The following is a 19747-nucleotide window of genomic DNA, read 5'->3' as shown; positions in this document are numbered from 1 at the left end:
ACGCCGATCCGTAGCACGAATACAATACGCAGTAGGTATTACTGACTAGACACGCGATGACTCATGGATCAATGTATGTGTCTGTTCCAGATCTAGAGAATAATTCGCGAAATTCGAATGAATAAAAGAAGATGAGCAATATGATGTTTTCAAAGATGAAACAGAAGCTCCAACGATGGAAGACAGGCGCCAAGTTTGCCAACAATTATTCCAACACCCTAAACACGAAGAATAAGCATTGGAATAGTCGAGAACTTCGCAAATTCATTCGCAAGGCAAAGCATGCTACTAGCGTTGTCATTGACACTGAGACGATTGGCACTGATGATTCACTTGAAATCATTGAGTTTGGCGCTATTCTACGTAAGAATCACGAAACAATATATGAATATGATCAGCTCATTCAGCCACATATGGCCGTGCCAAATGCTATTACGCTCTTAACAGGCATAGAACCACTAGATCTGTTATATATGCCTCAGGCGCACCAAGTTATTCCGCAGATTATTAAAGCCATTGAGCCACTAACAATTATTGGCCATAATATTGCATACGATTTAAACGCACTACGTATTGTAGGTAGAAGACTCAATATTGAGCCGAATTTTGAGCATCGCGATGATACTCTGACAATCTCACGTAGCTTATTCCCCGATTCTCCGTCACATACCTTGCAGACAGTAATGCAACTACTTGGTATAGAACGTTCGCAACAACATCGCGCTATAGATGATGCAAGAGACACGTTGGAATGTTACGAACTCATGGCTAATGAGGGCGCCAATGTATCAATTAGTCAAGAAACAATTCAAGAAATTGAGAAGCAGCGAGACATTACTCGTGCGCGAAAAACCCAAATATTCTTTAAGGGTGCATATCTTGATCAATCTGATACGACACCAAAAAATCAAGCACCCGATGGCCAGCAGATAATCACCGTGGAATGCGGTCTCGATATTAATGGTGAAGAGCATTTTCAACCACTACTATCCTCATATGGCTACGATGCATGGCTTTATGTTTGGGTTGAAGAAGGCATTATTGACACAGGCAAGAATGCAGGCTATCCAACATATTGGGTCTCACTTGATGGCAACCGTATTGGGCATATTACGAAGTACCAAATGGAGCGCCATTATGGTCAAATACCATCTACTGGCGCAGTTATGCTCGCGCATATTCGTAATCACGTTAAAGATAAAGAAAAAGGTATCTATCAGATCCGCGTTCAATTCCCATATCCAGATGAGCCTGTCGAATTAATCCGAGACGAAACCTATGTAAAGAAAGTACAAGATACAGTATCTCCTCGCTTTCAAACTGCTGCAGCAGCTGTTCCTGTTAAAGTCACTACCGTACCTGTACAAGATCGCGTGGAACAAAGGGTATTCGCCAATACGAAACCACATAAAAAGGTATTATCGACTCGGGGTGAGGTAATTGAAGTCACAGTAAATTCTCATGAGCTTGGAGCTTATGAGAATAATACATGGCTCTGGATGATCGCTCGTCCAACCGACAAAGGATTTACCTTACGTTTATCTGGAGCATTAATTGCTGAGATCGCACATGCTCCTATACAATCCATTGATCCGTCAGGTTGCGTTGTAGCGGTTCACCTAAGCAAAGAAGAAGACGTATACGCACTTCAGGTATGTGTGTAGAAACTCCTCTGACCGCCCACATACGTGTAAGCATTTTGTATCGCTGCATGTTGTAACTTACGCAGCAATTATAAAGGCTGTTTTGCAATGCACATGTGTTATGCATTGCAAAACAGCCTCAGTTTATTTTAATAACGGTAAAGCAATTATTACAGCTTGAATAGGTACGTGCTCGAAGTGCTCACTTCAACGTATACGTATCGGTGTCGAAATCAAATTCAAGAGTCCAGCTGTACGTGGTATACGTGCCATTCTTCAGCTTTGCAGTTGCATTCACAACAACCTGTTTGCCGTATCCCTCAACTGAGCACTCAACCTTCGTCACAGTCTCATACTCCGACGATTCGAAATCCGTAGTGATCGAATCGGCATTAACAGATGGCAGACCATGATAGGTAAAGTACTGGAAATTCACATAAATCGTGCTGCCGTTATCCGTGTGCAGGATGTTATTGCTGGCAGCGCCGACATAGTTTTCTGCAGTGCTCACGACCGTAGCGTTATCCGTTGCAACTGGTGCAGCATTAATAGTTGCTGCCTGAGCAGGTGCCACCAAAGAGGTGCCGAGAAGAAGTGCGGATGCAGCGAGTACGATCTTTGAAGTGGTTGTTTTCTTAATCATATAATTATTCCCTTAATTGATTTCAGATCAGTATTCAAATGCATAAAATTGTGTCTACTTTTGAGAAATAATAAATCTCTCACATAGCAGCTCAATAATGCGAATATTGAACACCTAATTAATATTTCATCTCATCAAGTGATGTTTTCACTTTGACGGCGTAGTTAAGAGTATTGCAGACGTTCACAAGATATACAAATAACCATCTCTCCATACGGACAACGTTTTCACAGTGCAGCTCTATAGGTAACTTCCACGCCTTATTTATCAATTAATTAGGCTAGATAACAACACGAAAAAGGCTGCTTCGCAATACATATTGCTATGTATTACAAAACAGCCTGAGATGAATCTCACTGACTAGTGCTATGCCAGCATCAGATGTAACCGTTTACCGAAGTGCCAGATCACCAGAAACGATCAATAACAATTTGACCGTTCACATATTTAACAGTCCAGTCTATGAAATTGCCGGTTCCACTACGGCTATTCCACGTATGTGCCCTCACATTAATATGTGAGTTATCATCTGCTATTTCAAACTTTTTTAGAGTAATTGACTCATGAGATACGGTCGAGCTACGAGCTTCAATACTCGAATAGCGCACATCGAAAGTAGCAGCACCTTCATCATTTACAGAATAATTTAAAACGAAATGAATACTGCTCAAACTATGAGTATACAAATCTACATCACAGGTGTGGGTGCTCCATGGCTCCGTCCCGCAAACGATAGTATCTTCCTGGAATGTAATTGCATTGTCATCAATGTCGGTTGGAGAAATGGTTGCTGCATGAGCAGGCACCACAGCAGAAGCACTTAGCATAAGTGCAGAAGCTGCCATTGCAATTTTAGAAACAATTGCTTTTTTATCCATAATGTTCTGATCCCCTCAGAATACCCACATGTGTTTGCCTCTGTCTGCCATCGATCCTTCGCTTACGCGATTAGCAGTCCCGCAAACTCCATGGGTTTAGCTTATTGAATACTAGAAAGCTCACCATGCGATATCGCTTTAGTGGCTTATGTAGAAGTATGACATAGCCAAAGTGTATTTGCAATTCCTTCACCAAATACCCCCCGTTTACGCTAAAAATCCGCTGCATTTACGGCGTGTTCACAAGCGCCCTCATCCGGTGGAAATGCGTCTCAATAGCAACAAAAAAGGGACCCAGCTTGAACAGCTGAATCCCTGAAAGTGGAGCCGCGGGGGATTGAACCCCGGTCCGGTAGTCGTACCTTCGGTCTTCTACGTGCATATTCTGTTAGCCAATTCGGCAGTTTTTCTGCCCCTAACAGATCACAGACGATTGTTAGCGAGCATAGTCTCAGTTAAAGTCCCTAAACTCCGCTGAAACGCCAGAGCTTAGGCAAGTCTTCTAAACGACGCCTAGCTTCTCCCCGAAGACGAAGGAGAGTAGACGGAGCGGCTGCTCACTGGTTAATCCTGGCGTAAAAGCTATCAGGCAGCGAGAGCGAACTCAGTGCGGTTAGATTTAGCACTTATTCTTTTGATGGGGGCATCACGAGCGGACCCATCGTTCTCGACACGCTTCCCCGAAGCGAACAGACCACCGTCGAAACCAATCGGCCCCTTCACTTCAAGTGAGGTACTTGAATTATCAAACATTTCCAGCACTAGGCCGGACTTCTCAATATAGTCCGCTAGTGGAACAGCCGCAAGCTATGCGAGTCAGAGCATAATTTGCGGCTGTTTTCTTACCGAAGCTTGAGTATTTCCAAACTCAGATGTAGCGCCGAATTTACTTAATAATCGGCCTCTGCGCAGCACTGACGTTAATTTCTGTCTTATCGCCAAGCACATTCGGATCGTTCAAGATCTTATCGACAACAGCCATCTTGAGCTTCAAATCAGCACTGCTACCCCACTGGATCGTAACGCCCGTATTGAGCTTCGTCGCAATTGAATCCTGTGTTGCAGCGGTCACCTCAGTTACCTGCGAACGCAACCATTCTGGCATTGCATCAAGAATAGTGACCGCATTAATAATGCCCTTATTCTTAATCGCCTTTTCTGCATTGTCGACCTCAATAACAGGAATACCTTCGACGGACTTGCCTTCAACCGTATTGAGCACACGTGCATGATTATCGACGGCAATCAGCTGATCCGTGCCCTTGATTTTCAGCATGGCTGCTGGTCGTTGAGAGACAATCGAAACTTCGAACTTGTTCGGGAACGTCTTCGTGGCATGAGCTTCCGAAACACCTGGAATGTTACGCAAATCCTGCTCAACATCGGAACCAGACACGAGCAGCAACGACTTTCCTGCTTGCGTTTGAGCAATAGTCATAATGCGGTTTTCGTTCACCCAGTCATTGGCACCCGTCACCGTAATATTCGACGACTCAAGCCTCAACACTGGCGAGAAGAACAGTAGCCACACGAGCCCCACGATCACGGCCACAATACCCGTGCTAATACCAACACGCTTGAGCACGGTCAGCAGCTCAACCTGCTTGCGTTCCTTCTGTCGACTCGTAAAGTCCAGCACTTTTGGACGCACGACCAGACCCAGCGAACGCGTTGTCTCATCGAGCGTCTTCTTGACGGCGTCTTCTGACGGCATTGTGCGGGCATCCACAAAAGAGCCCGGCTTGCTACGGTTAATCAGTTCATTTGGCTGATCATCGTGCTGCAAACCGCCTGACGAAGCCGTACGTGGCTTGCGCTCAACAGTTCCATTCAAGCGACTCAGCCTGCCCGGCTTGCTCGACTTCGCCTGATTCTTACGATCTGACTTATGCAAACGGTCGCGCAGGCTCACCAGTGATTTTGCTAAACCACTGGTCGTCTTACGATCACCATGTTGCGTTGACTGGCGAGCTGACTGAGCCTGTAGCGCGGAGTTCTGTGCAGACTTGCGTGGCACTGTCCTCTGCACAGTGCCGCTGTGGGCCGTCCTCCCCTGCGTCTTTCGCTGTCCCGCTTGTCCCCTCTGCACTGCTTTCTTTTTCTGCAGTGCTTGAGTTTGCTGCAGCGCACGATTCTTCTTCGACGTCTGACGCTTTACTTCACCCGTTCGTTGCGCACTACTCGCGGAGCGCACGGCCCTTGTTTGGCCAGTGTGCTCCTGAGTATAAGCAGATCGATTTCTGCTTAACTTCGCTGAACGAGTCAGATGCGTCTGCTCAGATGGTCGCTGAGACGACGATGACGACGATGCCGTGCGTGGCTTGCGTTGAACCATGCATTTACTCCAAATTCATTGCCGAGGTGCGCAGCAGCTCGAGCAATTCATCATCAAGCTTCGTAATATCGCCAGCACCCACAGTCAGAATCACATCACCTGGCTGTGCATGCTCAACAATAATGCCTGCAGCATCATGCATATCAACAATATCGCAAATCCAATCAGAACCTTCATGTTCTACATCTGCTGCAGCAGCCACAATCGTATGTGCCGTAACGCCAGCAAAGTCTTCCTGACGCTCACGAGCAGGGAAAATAGCCGTCACAATAACATCATCAGCCAAGCTCAGCGCCTCAGCGAACTGATGAGCGAACTCCTGCGTGCGAGAGAACAGATGAGGCTGAAACAGCACGTGAATCTGAGCATCAGCAAAACGACGACGCGTTGCCGTCAGCAGTGCGGCAATCTCGGTTGGATGATGAGCATAGTCATCAATAACCGTCACATCTTGAGCTGCGCCCTTAATCTCAAAACGACGAGCAGCGCCATGGAACGATGCAGCAGCCTGAGCAGCCACAAATGGATCCATACCAAGCAGCGTTGCAGCAATAATTGCAGCCGTTGCATTACGAGCGTTATGCAGACCAGGAATAGCAAGCTGTACTGGCAGAACCGTAGCCTGCTTGGCAATACGAGCAGGCAAATCAATGACAAAGTGCTCAGCACCATCGGTTGACGATTCATGCTCATCGCTGATCGACACATACATAGCGCCGCCCAAATCGCCGAGTTCATCTTCGCTTGCAGTGCCATACGCAATAGTGCGTGCACGCGTTGCAGGATCCATCGCACGCAGCACTTGACGTGCGCCAGCATCATCGGTGCACAGAATAACAGCCTGCTGAGCATGCGAAGCATGGTTGACGAATGCTGCGCGGTAGTTTTCGACCGTGCCATAGTGATCCAGATGATCTGCTTCTACATTCGTAATAATGGCAATGGATGGGTGGTACTTTGCAAAGCTGCCATCGGATTCATCAGCTTCTGCTACGAAAACTGAACCTTGGCCAGCGTGGCCACCATCAAGCGTCGTACCATCAGGTCCCTGAATCGAAGCACCAATGGCGTAGCTTGGATCCGCCAATTCGCCGCTACCAGCGTGCACCAACAGATGAGCCAGCAAAGCACTCGTCGTGCTCTTACCATGCGTACCAGCTACGGTCACAGCCTTCGTGCCGTGCATCAGCCAAGCCAGCATATCGCTGCGGTGCACAATCTTGGCACCCAAACGAGCAGCTTCCTGAATTTCTGGATTCTCCGGCTTAATAGCGCTCGAATACACTACCGTGTTCACACCTGCAATGTTTTCAGCACGCTGACCGAAGCGCACATCAACACCAATAGATTCCAAGCGCTCAGTACGACCGTTTGGTGCACGATCAGAACCCTGCACATTACCCTCACGCTGCTGCAGCATTTCAGCCAATACGCTCATGCCAGCACCAGCAATACCAATAAAGTGTGTACGTTCCAGTGGTGCCTGATCCTGTGCATCATCATTCAAACCGAATGCATCAATTGTTGGATCAAGCGTGACATCAATCATGCTGTGCTGTTCCATGGTCCCTCCTGACGGATTAAGGAAGCTTCACGCGATGAATCCTGACCTTGTGAATTCCTCGACTAACTGCACATATTGTCAGTCATGTTTCTGGGAATTTACTCAGTCAGGATTCGTAAACCTACGTTGTTATTGAAAGCCACCGGCGTATGACCAGCTTCATTGTGTACATACCCCGGTGGCTCTAAGCATTGTTATGCCTCGTGCTGCTCGTGTTGTTCTTGCTGTTCGTGCTGTGCAGCCGTATCAAGCACAATGCGTGCCATACGCTCTGCAGCATCACGAATGCCGTACTGCCATGCTTGCGTACCGAACGCTTCAAGCAGTGCAAGATTCGACACCAGCGGCGGAATGTGCTCACGCACCCAATCCGACGTGAACTCACTATCTGCGCACATAATGCCACCACCTGCGTCAACAACAGGCTGAGCATTGAAGCGCTGCTCACCATTACCGATTGGCAGTGGTACATACACAGCTGGCAGACCAAGTGCAGTCAACTCGCTGACCATACCTGCGCCAGAACGGCAAATCACGAGATCAGCGCAGCCGAAGGCGTGGTCAATACGTTCCAGATATTCGGCAACGTGGTAATCATGACCTGGTTCGCTCTGTTCACCCAGACCAGTTAATGCACTCGAACCAGCCGAATGTGCCACGTGTGCTTTTACCTCGGCGCTCTTGCCCTTACCAGTCAGATGCACGATTTGTGCATGAGCTAGCAGTTCCTTTGCAGCGCCCGAAACAGCCTTGTTCAGGCTGACCGCGCCGAGCGAGCCACCAGTGACGAGAATAATTGGACGGTTTGGATCCAGACCCAGAGCCTGAGCTTCTTGTTGACGCACTGCTGCACGATCTTCTTGCATACGCTGTGCAAGCTCAGCAATGGCTGGACGCAGTGGCAAGCCAACGCGCTCAATCTTCGTATCCCTGCCACCCTGCAGACCCGTGTTCGAGTATGCAGTACCGACGAATGTAGCCCAGCGAGCACCAAGCTTGTTGGCCATACCTGCACGAGCATTCTGCTCGTGAATAATAATTGGCAGACCCATCTTGTGTGCTGCGGCATAAGCAGGAGCCGAAGCATAGCCACCAAAGCCAACAACTACATCGGCTTGACGCTCCTCAAGAATCTGACGAACGCGCTTCATTTCCTTGTGCCACTTTGCAGGGAACTTGAACAGATATGCATTTGGTTTACGAGGGAATGGCACCTTCTCAATGGTGTCCAGTTCAAATCCTGCTTGTGGTACGAGATCTGCTTCAAGACCAACTGCAGTACCCAGCGTGGTGACCTGAGCCTGTGGATCGAGACGACGAATTGCTGCACCTACAGCAAGCAGTGGGTTCACGTGACCCGCTGTACCGCCGCCAGCCAGAATAATATGCTTCGATGCTGTTGCCATGCTTATCCTTTGTTCCTGTTCTCTATGCCACTGTATCGCCGTGCGCCGTCATCATTCCTAGGCTCAGCGATTGTAGAGCATCACACACGCGTTAATTCAGCATGAATCTGTGGCTGATTGCGCATTAATGAATCGGCAGTACCTGCTGCGAGCAAGCACATGACCAAGGATGAACCACCTGCAGAAACGAATGGCAGTGGCACACCCATCACTGGCAGCAGACCAATAACCACACCAATATTGACAATGGCCTGACCCATAATCCACACAGCGAAGCACAGCAGAGCAATCGAAATATAACGATCCTTCGTGCTGCGAGCAATGATGAACATGCTCCAGCCCAAAATAACGAACAGGATCAGCACAATCGTGGTGCCAATAAAACCGGTTTCCTCACCAATAATGGCGTAAATAAAGTCGTTATGTGCTTCAGGCAGATAGTTCCACTTTTCTCGCGAGTTACCAATACCCACGCCGAATAAACCGCCAGAACCCAATGCATATTTAGCATGCACGGACTGGTAGCAAATACCTTGAATATCATCGGCCGAGCACTGCGTATAGGTAGCAAGAATACGAGTCATTCGGTTCTTACTCGAGAACACGAATGCAGCAACCAGTGCTAATGCTGCACCAGAAATAGCAAGCAAAGGCTTACCTGGGAATCCGCCAATCCAGAAGCCCATCAGACCAATCAGCAGCACAATAAGACCGGTGCCCAAATCCTTACCGATCATAATGGCGCCGAAGCCAGCAACATAGCCAATAATTGGCACCTTGAATGCCATAAGGCGCTCTTTAAACGTTGCGTCCTTCGGTAGCTTCTCGAACTCTTTACGAGCTTCGATCATGGCCTTTGGCAGCCACAAGCACAGTGCATATTTCATGAACTCTGCAGGCTGGAATGTTAATCCGCCAATGCGAATCCAACCAGCATTACCCTGCACCTCAGTGCCCAGAGGCGTCAGCGTTAACAGCTGCACAAAGAATGCCAGAATCAGCACAGGCTGGCTAATGCGCTTATACAGGCTTTCCGGTAGACGCATAGCAACGAATGCAATAACAACGCCAATAACGGCGAACATTGCTTGTGAAATTGCCTTCGTCCATGGTGAAGCACCTGCAGAAACCATCGTGACTGAGGAGCTAGAGAACACCATAATCAGGCCGAAAATAGTCAGCACAGTCACTGACATACGGAAGCCGTGATAGCAGAAAATAGGGTTCAGTAAAGCGCGCCAACCATGGAATTGCTCAAAATTGGCGTGTGCTGAACCAGTTCCCTTACCGCCAGAGCCAGCACCTGCAGCACCACGATTGGCAGCAGTTGACGATGCTGCTGATGGTGCAGACGCTGACTGAGACGTACGGAAAGATGAAGTGCGGGACTTCGTAGAACGCGTTTTTCGAGGCGTAGCAGTAGGCGCAGAAGACGAAGAACGTGTACGAGGTTTACGCGTGCTCATGCTCATCCACCCAGCGGCGTGCATCATTAGCAAACTGATCGCCGCGATCAGCGTACGACTTGAACTGATCCATAGAAGCGCAAGCTGGAGCCATCAGCACCACATTGCCAGGCTGAGCGTAGCGTGCTGCAGCTTCTACAGCACGAGCCATAACCGTGTTTTTTGGTTCAGGATCAATGACGGTGACTGGCACATCTGGAGCACTCGTCTTCAGTGCTTCAAGCATTGGTTCCTGATCAACACCAATAACGGTCACGCCAACCAGACGATCGTGGTTGTCGGCAACCAGCTGCTCGAAACGACCACCCTTAGCAAGGCCGCCAGCAATCCACGACACTGAGTGATCAGCAAACGAGCCCAGCGAAGCAGCTGCTGCATGAGCATTCGTAGCCTTCGAATCATCAATAAAACGAATCGAACCTTCAGCGTTCTTATATTCAGCCACGCAAGCAATGCGGTGGCCGCCTGGATGGAACTGCTTCAATGCTTCAACGCACTTCTGCGCATCGGCACCAAAGCCGAGTACCAGAGCCAAAGCAGTTAATGCATCAGCAAGCAGATGAGGATACACAGTGCCATCTGGCTCACGCAGATGCTCGAACTCGCTAATAGGAGCCACCATAATTGGTGCATCTGGCTCGCTACCAGTCAGACCTGCATGGTCAACAATCCAACCGTCAGCAACGCCGATTTGACCCAATTCAGGCTTATCCAGCGTGAAGCCAACACGATCGCAACCTTCTGCGGTCTGGGCAGCCTGTGCAAGCTTAGTAACGCGCTCATCTTGTGCGTTGTACACAATCGTATGCGTTGCATTGTGGAACACCTTGGACTTGTCATGGGCATAGTTCTCCATGCCGCCATGCCAATCCAAGTGGTCAGCTGCAATATTCGTAATCGTGGCGCACTTCAGAGCCAACGAATCAGTGAAATGCATCTGGAACGAGCTCAGCTCGACGCACAGCACATCGTTGGTTGGATCCACTGCTGCTAACGACAGTGCGTTACCAATGTTGCCAACTGCTGGTGCCTTCAGACCGCATGCAGTCAACATTTCGGCAACCATTTCAGTCGTCGACGTCTTACCATTTGTACCCGTAATACCAATCCATGGAGCTGGCTTACCCGTGCGCTCGTTTGGCACACGCAGGTTCCAAGCCAATTCCACTTCGCTCATAACAGGGACTTGTGCCTGCTGAGCAGCCAGAATGAATGGCGTACGTGGGTTGAACACAGGAGACACGCACAGCGCATCAACATGCGTCCAATCAACGGCACCAAAATCAGATACATCAGCCTGCTCGTTGCGCTCATCAACCGTGATGACATGAGCGCCGCGATCAGCGAGCACCTGAGCCATTGCGCGTCCAGAAACGCCTAAGCCAGCTACAACAAATGTTTTATCGGTGCAATCCATTGCATTCCTCGATTCGAAACGGAGAGCCAAGTAACTTGGCTCCCCTATTTGACGGTTAAGCAGAAATAACTAAGCCTTCAATTACATAAGACCCGAGCGAGCAAGCCAGTCAGCGTAGAAGATAACAACGCCGACGATAACGAGCAGCAGCTCAACGAGCCAGAAGCGGACGACGACCTTGCCTTCGCTCCAACCACAAAGTTCGAAATGGTGGTGAATTGGGGCCATCTTGAACACACGACGATGCGTCATCTTGAAGAAGCCGACCTGAATGACGTCACTCAGGGCTTCCACAACGAACAGGCCACCCAGAATCAGGGCGAGGAACTCGGTGTGCGTCACAATCGAAAGAGCTGCGAACAGGCCACCCAGAGCGAGGGAACCCGTGTCGCCCATGAAGATGGCAGCTGGGTTGCAGTTGTACCACAGGAAGCCAAGGCAAGCAGCTGCAGCGCACAGTGCGATCGTAGCCAGATCCATAGGGTCAGAAACGGCGTAGCTGAAACCAGCGTGACCCAGACCAACAAGGTGGTAGGCCTGCCAGAATGCGATGGCGCCGAAGCCCATGAACGCAATCATCGACATACCCGAGCACAGGCCGTCAAGGCCGTCCGAAAGATTAACAGCGTTCGTCCATGCAGCCATTAAGAAGTTGACCCAGATCACGAACAGCACAATAGACAGGAATCGACCAGCGAAATCAAAGCTGACGAATGGTGCTTCGATGAAGCTCATACCCGACTGAGCAACTGGAATGCCGTTGCGCGTAGGCACCAGCAGAGCGAGCACAGCGAATACCGTAGCGAAAATAATCTGGCCAATGAACTTGCCGCGCACAGTCAGACCTTCGCTCTGCTTCTTGCGCACCTTAGCGAAGTCATCGATGAAGCCCAGCAGGCCCATCGACACCATTGCGAACAGCACAAGCACAGGCGACGACGATGGCACCGCTCCAGTGCTGAGGTAGCGGAATAACGATGCTGCGCACCAGCCCAGCACAATGGCCAACACAATAACAATGCCACCCATCGTTGGCGTACCACGCTTCACCAGATGCGACTGAGGTCCATCCTGGCGAATGTACTGGCCGTAGTTGTGCTTGTGGATCAGCTTAATCAGCAATGGCGTGCCGACTAAGGTCACCACCAAGGAAACTAGGATGCCGATGATGACGGATATCACGAGTGTTCTCTCCAATCACTGTCGTGAGTTTACGTGGATCTAGGTTCTGAAAGTGTAAACTGTTTCTCTCTGCCGAGCGGCGCGGCAATGCGTACCGCTGTGCAGCTCATCAGCATGCGGCAACGATACGCGTTACAAACCTGTCGTTCGACTCGTGACTATAGTGCGCTCACCTGAAGTGTTCAGCCCAACGCTCTGCCAGCGATGCCAGACCAGATGCATGCGAGCCCTTAAGTAACACCACGGTATTCGATGCGTCGGGGGAAGACTCGCGGCTTGTCGCAATTGCGTCAAGCATCTGCTCGGCTTCGTCAATGCTCGAGGCCACAGCAACTTCAGGAGCTGCTGCTTCGACTGCCTCAGCTGCTTCAGAAGCTTCTTCGGAAACTTCTTCAACGCCCTGAGCCAAGTGAGCAGCCAAATCCATAAGATGAGCGTCTTGAATGTTGCCCACGGCAATTACGGCGTCCACACCCTGCTCGCGTGCATAACGGCCAATTGCCTTGTGCAGCTCGTGCTCGTTGTCGCCGAGCTCAAGCATGGCACCAAGAATGGCAATGCGCGTCATAGGCTTTGCTGCATTAAAGGCCATCAGACCATTAATGCCAGCGCGCATCGAATCAGGGTTTGCGTTAAACGAGTCATCAATAAGCATGAACTCTGGCTTACCTTCGCGTGCCACAACATGCTCTTCCATGCGGTGTGGGCTAATCGAGCGCACATTCTCGAGCACCTGCACAATGCTGCGCAGTGGCAGGCCATAGTATTCAGCGACTGCAGTTGCAGCCAGTGCGTTCATCACGTTGTGCTCGCCTGGAATGCCCAAGCGCACCTGCTGGTAAGCGCCATCGGTTTGACGCAGCGTGAAGACTGCATGACCCGTTTCGTCCATGTGCACGTGATCTGCAGACACAAATGCATCGTGCTCTGCAGCGTGTTCCATGCCGAACCACGTAACCATGCCTGGAGCAAGAGCATCCATAGCAGCCACATGTGGATCATCAGCGTTAAGCACCGTCATGCCCTGAGCACGCTCGCCGAGCACAATTTCGGACTTAGCCTGAGCAATACGCTCGACCGAACCGAACTCGCCCAAGTGGGCCGTACCAACCTTGAGCACCACCGACACATCTGGTGGAGCGATTTTTGTCAGCTTGGCAATTTCGCCAACATGGTTAGCGCCCATCTCAGCAATGAGGAAACGCGTAGTTGGGCCAACCTTCAATGCCGTTAGTGGCAGACCCAGCTCGTTATTGAACGAGCCAACAGGAGCAACTGTTTCGCCAAGTTCGCTGAGCAGTGCATGCAGCAAATCCTTGGTCGTCGTCTTGCCAACCGAACCCGTAATGCCAATAATCGAGAACTCTTCTGGCTGTTCTCGACGCATCTGCAGGTTACGACGGGCCAAATCTCCTAATGCTGTCACAGTATTTTCAACCACAATTTGTGCCACAGAGCTCTCCGCAATTTCGTGATCAGTGATTGCGGCAATGGCGCCAGTTTTGCCAAGGTCTGCCACATAATCATGACCATCAGAATGCTCACCGCGGATAGCTACAAATAGCGTGCCCTCCTTAGCAATGCGTGAATCGATAACAACATTCGTTGGTTGTTGGTTCACGTCAGAGTTTGGCGCAAGGACCAGCAATCCGTTGACAGCTTGAGCAATCTGCTCCAAAGTCATGGACATCATGTTCGTAGCTCCTTGGTATTTAGGTCTTACTTCCGGGGGTTCGGAGGTTGAAGTTTGGTTTATTGGTTTTTGGTTGGGGGGGTTAACTCACTCGGTTCAATACGTCAGTCAATACGTCAGTATTGATGTGCTCCTGCAGTATGGAACTGCGTATTGAACAGCTTGAACAACTTGAACAACGTTCTGTGTTGTAGTGGCTACGATATTGACGCAACCAGTGCGTTACGTGAGGTTTGTTTGTGATTTCGCTATAAAGCTTGTTACAAAATGCTCGTGCTTAGTGGAACTCCCTTGTTACACGCAGTGCGCTACGAATACTGTTCTTTCGCACGCCAACAGCCAAGCCAATAGCAATTGCGAACGAAAGCGGACGTACCAAAGCAGGCTCTACGCCAGACTGCAAAGCCAGCGTATCGGATTCTTCAGTACGCAAAACGAATCGTGTTTGCTTCGAAATAGCGCAGCCATACTTCTCGGCTGTGATTTCCATAAACTCTTGCGCACGATCAGGCTCTGGAATGCCGTCGCATGCAATCACATCAACAGCCACCGACTGCAATGCATCTTCTTGCAACGTGTCATCATTCATCGTCACAATCAAAGCCGCTGCCCCATCTTCGGCGCAAACGGCAATGGCGCGCTGCATGCTGAGCACATCAACGGGATAGCTCAAATCAAGGAAACGCTCCAGTAATTGTGAGTCATTGGCATTAATAACACCAACTGGGTTGCCCAGCATATGCAGGAAGCGTGCGACTTCGCTGACTTCGTGTTCAAGCAACGCAGCATCTGGCCCAGTCAGTGCGAACACTGCCAACGCGTCAGAAGGATTACCTGCCATTGTGGATGCAATACGAGCGAGCTGAGCACGCGTAATATCAGCGAACATCAGTGGCATATCCACGAGCGACTTGCCATGCTTAACAAGCTGTGGCTTCATAGCCAGTGGCAACAGTGCCGAGTACGCACCGTTTTCACATGCCTCGTTAATATCAGCCAAGCTCACCTGCTGGCATGGCACATACATAGCGCCTGGAGTTACGGAAGCAACATCGTCAGCCAGAGCCGTAATGGTCACATCACCCGCATACGAAGGTACTAAATCAAATCCATGATCTGTTACCAAATCCCCTAGCGTCATGCGCTGGGAGACCGCCTCTGTGACAGCGCTCATCGACGTCTCCTGTTCCTTACTTCAGTAACTTCAGTACTGTTCGTTCATAGCTAGGCGTTACTGACCTAGCTATGACTCGCTATGCTTACTCGCTTCAATCCCATGCTACGCGTTGCACTACATACCGCTTGTTGCCTCACCATTCCGTAGGGATTGCGTCGGTACGTGGTGGCGAGTTTGGCACCTCGTACTTCTGCATCAGGAACTGGCCAATCTGTGCCGTCACAGGACCTGCTGTAACACCACCGAAGACACCCTGAGGATCCTTTAATGCCACAGTTACAACGAATCGTGGATTATCAGCAGGAATAATGGCCGAGTAATCGGAGATCATGCTCGTCAGCTTGCCGTTAGCGCCTGGAACCTCAGCAGTACCCGACTTTGCAGCCACGCGGAAGCCATTCACCGAGGCAAACTTGCTATAGCCTTCCGAAACGGATTCCATAGCGTTAAGCACATCCTTAGCCACCGACTCGTCAATCACGCGCTCGGTTTCGCCTGCTGGCTTGATTTCCGTAGTCTTGCCCTGTGCATCAGTTGTTGCCTTAATAATCGACTGTGGCTTAGCCACGCCGTGATTAGCAATAACCGAAACAGCCTTCGTAATCTGCAGTGCATTCATCGTGTAGCCCTGACCGAACAGCACCGTATTACGCGTACGACCATCCCACTGGTTTGCAGGGCGCAGAATACCCTTCGACTCACCCGGCAGATTCAGACCAGAAGGCTGGCCCACGCCGAACTTCGTCAAATACTTGTGGCGCAGGGCATCCGAATAGTTATCGGAGGCCATAATCGTGCCAACGTTCGAAGACTGTTTCAGAATGCCTGCCAGCGTCCAGTTTTCAGTACCGTGCACTTCTGCATCTTCGTACTTCTGACCTGCAATGTTAATTGTCGAAGGCACTGAGAAGTGGTCACCCATATGGTGCAAGCCCTCTTGCAGCAGGCCCGACATTGTAAAGACCTTGCCGATCGAACCAGGTTCGAACGTCTCCGACACTGCGCGAGACACATTGAGCTTGGCTTCGTCACTACCAGCCTGCACTTCATCAGTGTCAGCCAGTGCACGAATTTCGCCCGTCTGCACGTCTTCAACAACAGCAATGCCCCAAGCAGCGTTGTTCTTCTTCTGCGCTTCCTTGAGGATCTGTTCAACCTGCCACTGCACATCACGGTCGATAGTCAGCGTCACGTTCTGGCCGTTGACTGCTTCTTTCGAATCAGTCATCGTGCCAGGAATTTCTTCGCCGCCATTGCCGACCTGATAAATTTCGTAGCCGTCCTGACCCGTCAGCAGCGAGTTTTCGAGCTGCTCAATACCGGAGACACCCTTACCTTCTGCATCAACGCCGCCCAGCAGCGTGCCCATCAGTGTGCCGTTCGAGTACAGACGTTCGTTACTGCGCGTGCCGTAGACGATGCCGCCCAGGTGCAGCGCGTCAATTTTGCGCTTGACTTCTGGAGTGACATCCTTTTTGAGCACAACGTACTGTCCCGTGCCGGAAAGTTTGCCGCCTAATTCAGAGACATTCATGCCAAGCACTGGTGCGAGCAGCTGCGACACTGCCGCTACCCCACTCGTATTGAGCGGCTTACCGTCGATGGTCTGGCAGTAATCCTTCGTAGCCTTCGTGCACGCAGTTGGCTTAAATGCTTGAGCTGCTTCAGGGTTACCAATAATCGTGTAGCGCTCCACGCTCTGCGCAAGCACTGTGCCATTGACGTCGGTTATTTTACCGCGCTTAGCACTTAACACTGTTTTATAGGTACGGTTGGCCTGAGCCTTCATGGCCATTTCATGGCCTTCAAACAGCTGCACACGAACCAGCTGAGCAATAAACACAATAAGTACAAGAGCGAATGCCAAAGCCACCCAGACAGCACGCTTTATAATTTGTGTATGTCCGTAATGCGCCGTACGACGCGCGGCATTTGGTCGACCTTGAGGACGATTCATCGTTCTCCCTCTGGATGACTTGGCTTGTAGCCTTGAAGATCAATGGTGATCGAGCCATCAGCTGGTTGCATACCCATATCGTGGGCTTTCTGAGGCAAGGAGGCTTCGAGCTCATCGAGTCGAGCCTGATCTTCCTCAACGTCTTGGTTAAGCACAGTAATGTTGTGCGTAACTTGGGCAGCTTCAAATGAATTCTGCACCATTTGCGTTCTTAAGAACAGCGAGCCCAACAGGCAAGCGACTAAGAACACAACAGCAACAATGACGTGCACCATTGGAGATGACTTCGTCTTAGTCCAATTCCAAAACGCTGCAAAAGATTCCGAAAGCTTATTACGCTGTTCTGGTTTCGATCCCTTAATCAGCTCAAGCTGAGGTCGTTTCGAAATACCTGCGTAAGCACTTTTATCTTTGCGGCCTGCTGGTGCGACGCCCGAGCGCGTCAAACGTGGCTGCGGCGAGGTCATCGGCTCCTCCTATGTGCTTTACGCTTATTGTTCTGGAAATGATGGCGTGGGCCTTCATTCTCATCAAATGCTTCGTGGGTAAAAGTTGTACGCCAACGTTGTGGAATTGGTCGAGTCAGTTCTACGGCTCGCAACCTGACTGATGCGGAACGTGGGTTATGAGCAATTTCTTGCTCATCAGCCTTAATAGCACCACGCGTCAGTGCCTTGAAGAATGGCTGCGCATCATCTGGAATTACTGGCATATTCGCTGGCACATCAACGGTCAGACCCTTATTCATAAACGTCTTTACTGTGCGATCTTCGAGCGAGTGATACGACTCGACGACAAGACGACCACCAACTGCCAAATGGTTAGCAATCTGTGGCAGTGTGCGGCGGAGCTTATCGAGCTCACCATTGACTTCAATACGCAGTGCTTGGAACACACGCTTTGCAGGGTTACCAGTACCACGATGAGCACGTGGAATAACATCATCAACCAAACGGTTCAGCTGTTCTGAAGACACGAGTGGCTGCTGCTGACGCGTCGAAACAATACGGCGAGCAATCTGGCGCGCAAATCGCTCTTCGCCATATTCCTTGAAAATACGAGTCAAATCAGCCTCATCATATTCAGCCAAAATGCGCTGTGCCGTTAATGGTTGGCTCACATCCATGCGCATATCAAGTGGTGCATCATGGGCATAGCTAAAGCCACGTTCAGTTTCATCGATTTGAAGGCTCGAAAGTCCTAAATCCATAAAAACTGCTTGCACCGTAGAAATTCCGTGCGATTCTACAGCCTGAGCGAACTCATCAAATGCGGCATGTACAGGAATAAAACGGTCAGCCAGACCTTCATCCTTCATGCGCTGTGTAGCCAGCGAAAGTGCTTCTGCATCACGATCGATGCCAAGTAATGTAGCGTTAGGCGCTGCCTTCAAAAATGCCGTAGCATGGCCAGCCAAGCCCAACGTGCAATCAACAACAACTGATCCAGGAGCGTTGAGCGCAGGTGCTACGAGATTCACGCAATCGTCAAGCAATACAGGTTCGTGAATCTGCGTAATCTGATTCATCACCACTCCCACTCTGGTAAAACATCATCTGCAATATCTGAATAGCCTTGTTCCTGAGCTGCCAAATATTCATTCCAAGCCTCGGCATCCCAAATCTCGGCTCTCGTTCCAACACCAATGACTACAATTTCGTTTCCTAAATGTGCGTAATCACGCAGCATTTGTGGTACTAAAATGCGTCCCTGCTTATCTGGCGCCGTATCCACAGCTCCCGAGAGGAACACACGTAAGTAATCTCGTGCAGCTTTGTTGCCCATCGACGTCCGCTGGATTTGCATGGCAATGCGTCGGAACTCTGAGGCCGGCAGTAAATAAATGCAGCGCTCTTGGCCTCGCGCCATGACCATGCCTTCACCAAGTTGGCTACGAAATTTCGCAGGCAAAGCCAGACGTCCTTTTGCGTCAATTTTTGGGCTATACGTTCCGAGTAATAACGGGGGCATTGCCACCCCACCCATGGATTCAGTGTCCGAAAGCGGTGTTTTTGGCTGATTTTCAACGATTTGATCAGTCATCATCCACCTCCTTTTGCGTACACGAATCCTGTGTCGCGACGAACTGAGACCACTTTACCCCACCATTCACCCATTTTCCCCACCAGAACGCCTCCCGTTTCAAAAAGGGGGCATTACTAAGCCGCAGTAAGCGCGAAACGACGAGTCGCGTGGATCTATTGTGAAAGTTTCTTACGCTAACTGTTACAACAGAAAACTGACGCTACACATGCCCAAAATCGTTGTCTGTGGGGCAAAGTGGGGAACAAATATCATCTCTAAGAAAAGGTCAGCTCTATCACAAACTTGCAGCACTCCCCCAACTGTGAATCAGTGCACTGCTCAACTGCGGGAACTCAAAACG

Annotated in this window: 15 protein-coding genes and 1 other RNA gene; 1 reads left to right on the top strand and 15 read right to left on the bottom strand. The window is 50.1% G+C overall.

The window, feature by feature from the left end; translation table 11 throughout:
* Positions 1 to 131 precede the first annotated feature (131 nt).
* Entirely contained in the window at positions 132 to 1664 is a 1533-nt protein-coding gene (locus tag D2E26_RS01360) for a 3'-5' exonuclease (RefSeq protein WP_125962908.1), read from the top strand.
* 181 nt (positions 1665 to 1845) lie between these two features.
* On the opposite strand, the gene D2E26_RS01355 is transcribed toward D2E26_RS01360, so the two are convergent.
* The 15 genes from D2E26_RS01355 to mraZ form a co-directional block, all read right to left on the bottom strand.
* Complete coding sequence (locus tag D2E26_RS01355; protein WP_125962907.1) at positions 1846 to 2286, bottom strand: hypothetical protein; 441 nt, start codon at positions 2284 to 2286, stop codon at positions 1846 to 1848.
* Positions 2287 to 2693: 407 nt separating this feature from the next.
* Positions 2694 to 3164: a hypothetical protein gene (locus D2E26_RS01350; RefSeq protein ID WP_125962906.1), complete on the bottom strand. Its 471-nt coding sequence runs from the start codon at positions 3162 to 3164 to the stop codon at positions 2694 to 2696.
* A 319-nt stretch (positions 3165 to 3483) separates the two neighbouring features.
* Positions 3484 to 3882, bottom strand: a transfer-messenger RNA (tmRNA) gene (gene ssrA, locus D2E26_RS01345).
* A gap of 168 nt (positions 3883 to 4050) precedes the next feature.
* Complete coding sequence (locus tag D2E26_RS01340; protein ID WP_125962905.1) at positions 4051 to 5499, bottom strand: cell division protein FtsQ/DivIB; 1449 nt, start codon at positions 5497 to 5499, stop codon at positions 4051 to 4053.
* A gap of 4 nt (positions 5500 to 5503) precedes the next feature.
* Positions 5504 to 7063 carry a UDP-N-acetylmuramate--L-alanine ligase gene (murC, locus tag D2E26_RS01335; RefSeq protein ID WP_241218819.1) on the bottom strand — a complete coding sequence of 520 codons (1560 nt, stop codon included), beginning with the start codon at positions 7061 to 7063 and terminating at the stop codon, positions 5504 to 5506.
* 194 nt (positions 7064 to 7257) lie between these two features.
* Entirely contained in the window at positions 7258 to 8469 is a 1212-nt protein-coding gene (murG, locus tag D2E26_RS01330) for an undecaprenyldiphospho-muramoylpentapeptide beta-N-acetylglucosaminyltransferase (protein ID WP_125962904.1), read from the bottom strand.
* 80 nt (positions 8470 to 8549) lie between these two features.
* The gene (locus D2E26_RS01325; RefSeq protein WP_125962903.1) at positions 8550 to 9935 is read right to left on the bottom strand and encodes a peptidoglycan glycosyltransferase FtsW; all 1386 of its coding nucleotides are present in this window, start codon (positions 9933 to 9935) and stop codon (positions 8550 to 8552) included.
* Complete coding sequence (gene murD, locus D2E26_RS01320; protein WP_125962902.1) at positions 9922 to 11352, bottom strand: UDP-N-acetylmuramoyl-L-alanine--D-glutamate ligase; 1431 nt, start codon at positions 11350 to 11352, stop codon at positions 9922 to 9924. The genes D2E26_RS01325 and murD overlap by 14 nt, the downstream gene beginning before the upstream one ends.
* A gap of 81 nt (positions 11353 to 11433) precedes the next feature.
* Positions 11434 to 12534, bottom strand: a complete 1101-nt coding sequence (gene mraY / locus D2E26_RS01315) for a phospho-N-acetylmuramoyl-pentapeptide-transferase (protein WP_125962901.1) — start codon at positions 12532 to 12534, stop codon at positions 11434 to 11436.
* A 169-nt stretch (positions 12535 to 12703) separates the two neighbouring features.
* Positions 12704 to 14227 carry a UDP-N-acetylmuramoyl-tripeptide--D-alanyl-D-alanine ligase gene (locus D2E26_RS01310; RefSeq protein ID WP_125962900.1) on the bottom strand — a complete coding sequence of 508 codons (1524 nt, stop codon included), beginning with the start codon at positions 14225 to 14227 and terminating at the stop codon, positions 12704 to 12706.
* A gap of 277 nt (positions 14228 to 14504) precedes the next feature.
* Positions 14505 to 15401, bottom strand: a complete 897-nt coding sequence (locus tag D2E26_RS01305; protein ID WP_241218818.1) for a UDP-N-acetylmuramyl peptide synthase — start codon at positions 15399 to 15401, stop codon at positions 14505 to 14507.
* 136 nt (positions 15402 to 15537) lie between these two features.
* Complete coding sequence (locus D2E26_RS01300; RefSeq protein WP_125962899.1) at positions 15538 to 17361, bottom strand: peptidoglycan D,D-transpeptidase FtsI family protein; 1824 nt, start codon at positions 17359 to 17361, stop codon at positions 15538 to 15540.
* Positions 17358 to 17828 carry a cell division protein FtsL gene (gene ftsL / locus D2E26_RS01295; protein WP_125962898.1) on the bottom strand — a complete coding sequence of 157 codons (471 nt, stop codon included), beginning with the start codon at positions 17826 to 17828 and terminating at the stop codon, positions 17358 to 17360. Before ftsL ends, D2E26_RS01300 begins: the two co-directional genes overlap by 4 nt.
* Positions 17825 to 18889: a 16S rRNA (cytosine(1402)-N(4))-methyltransferase RsmH gene (rsmH, locus tag D2E26_RS01290; protein WP_125962897.1), complete on the bottom strand. Its 1065-nt coding sequence runs from the start codon at positions 18887 to 18889 to the stop codon at positions 17825 to 17827. The genes ftsL and rsmH overlap by 4 nt, the downstream gene beginning before the upstream one ends.
* Positions 18889 to 19347 (bottom strand): division/cell wall cluster transcriptional repressor MraZ, encoded by a 459-nt coding sequence (gene mraZ / locus D2E26_RS01285; RefSeq protein WP_125963361.1) that lies wholly within the window; start codon positions 19345 to 19347, stop codon positions 18889 to 18891. Before mraZ ends, rsmH begins: the two co-directional genes overlap by 1 nt.
* Between the last annotated feature and the right edge of the window lie 400 nt (positions 19348 to 19747).

It is taken from the genome of Bifidobacterium dolichotidis, assembly GCF_003951975.1.
GTDB classification, from domain to species: Bacteria; Actinomycetota; Actinomycetes; order Actinomycetales; family Bifidobacteriaceae; genus Bifidobacterium; species Bifidobacterium dolichotidis.
The sequence above is the reverse complement of the archived record's forward strand: the minus strand, read 5'-3'. Positions and strand labels throughout refer to the sequence as shown.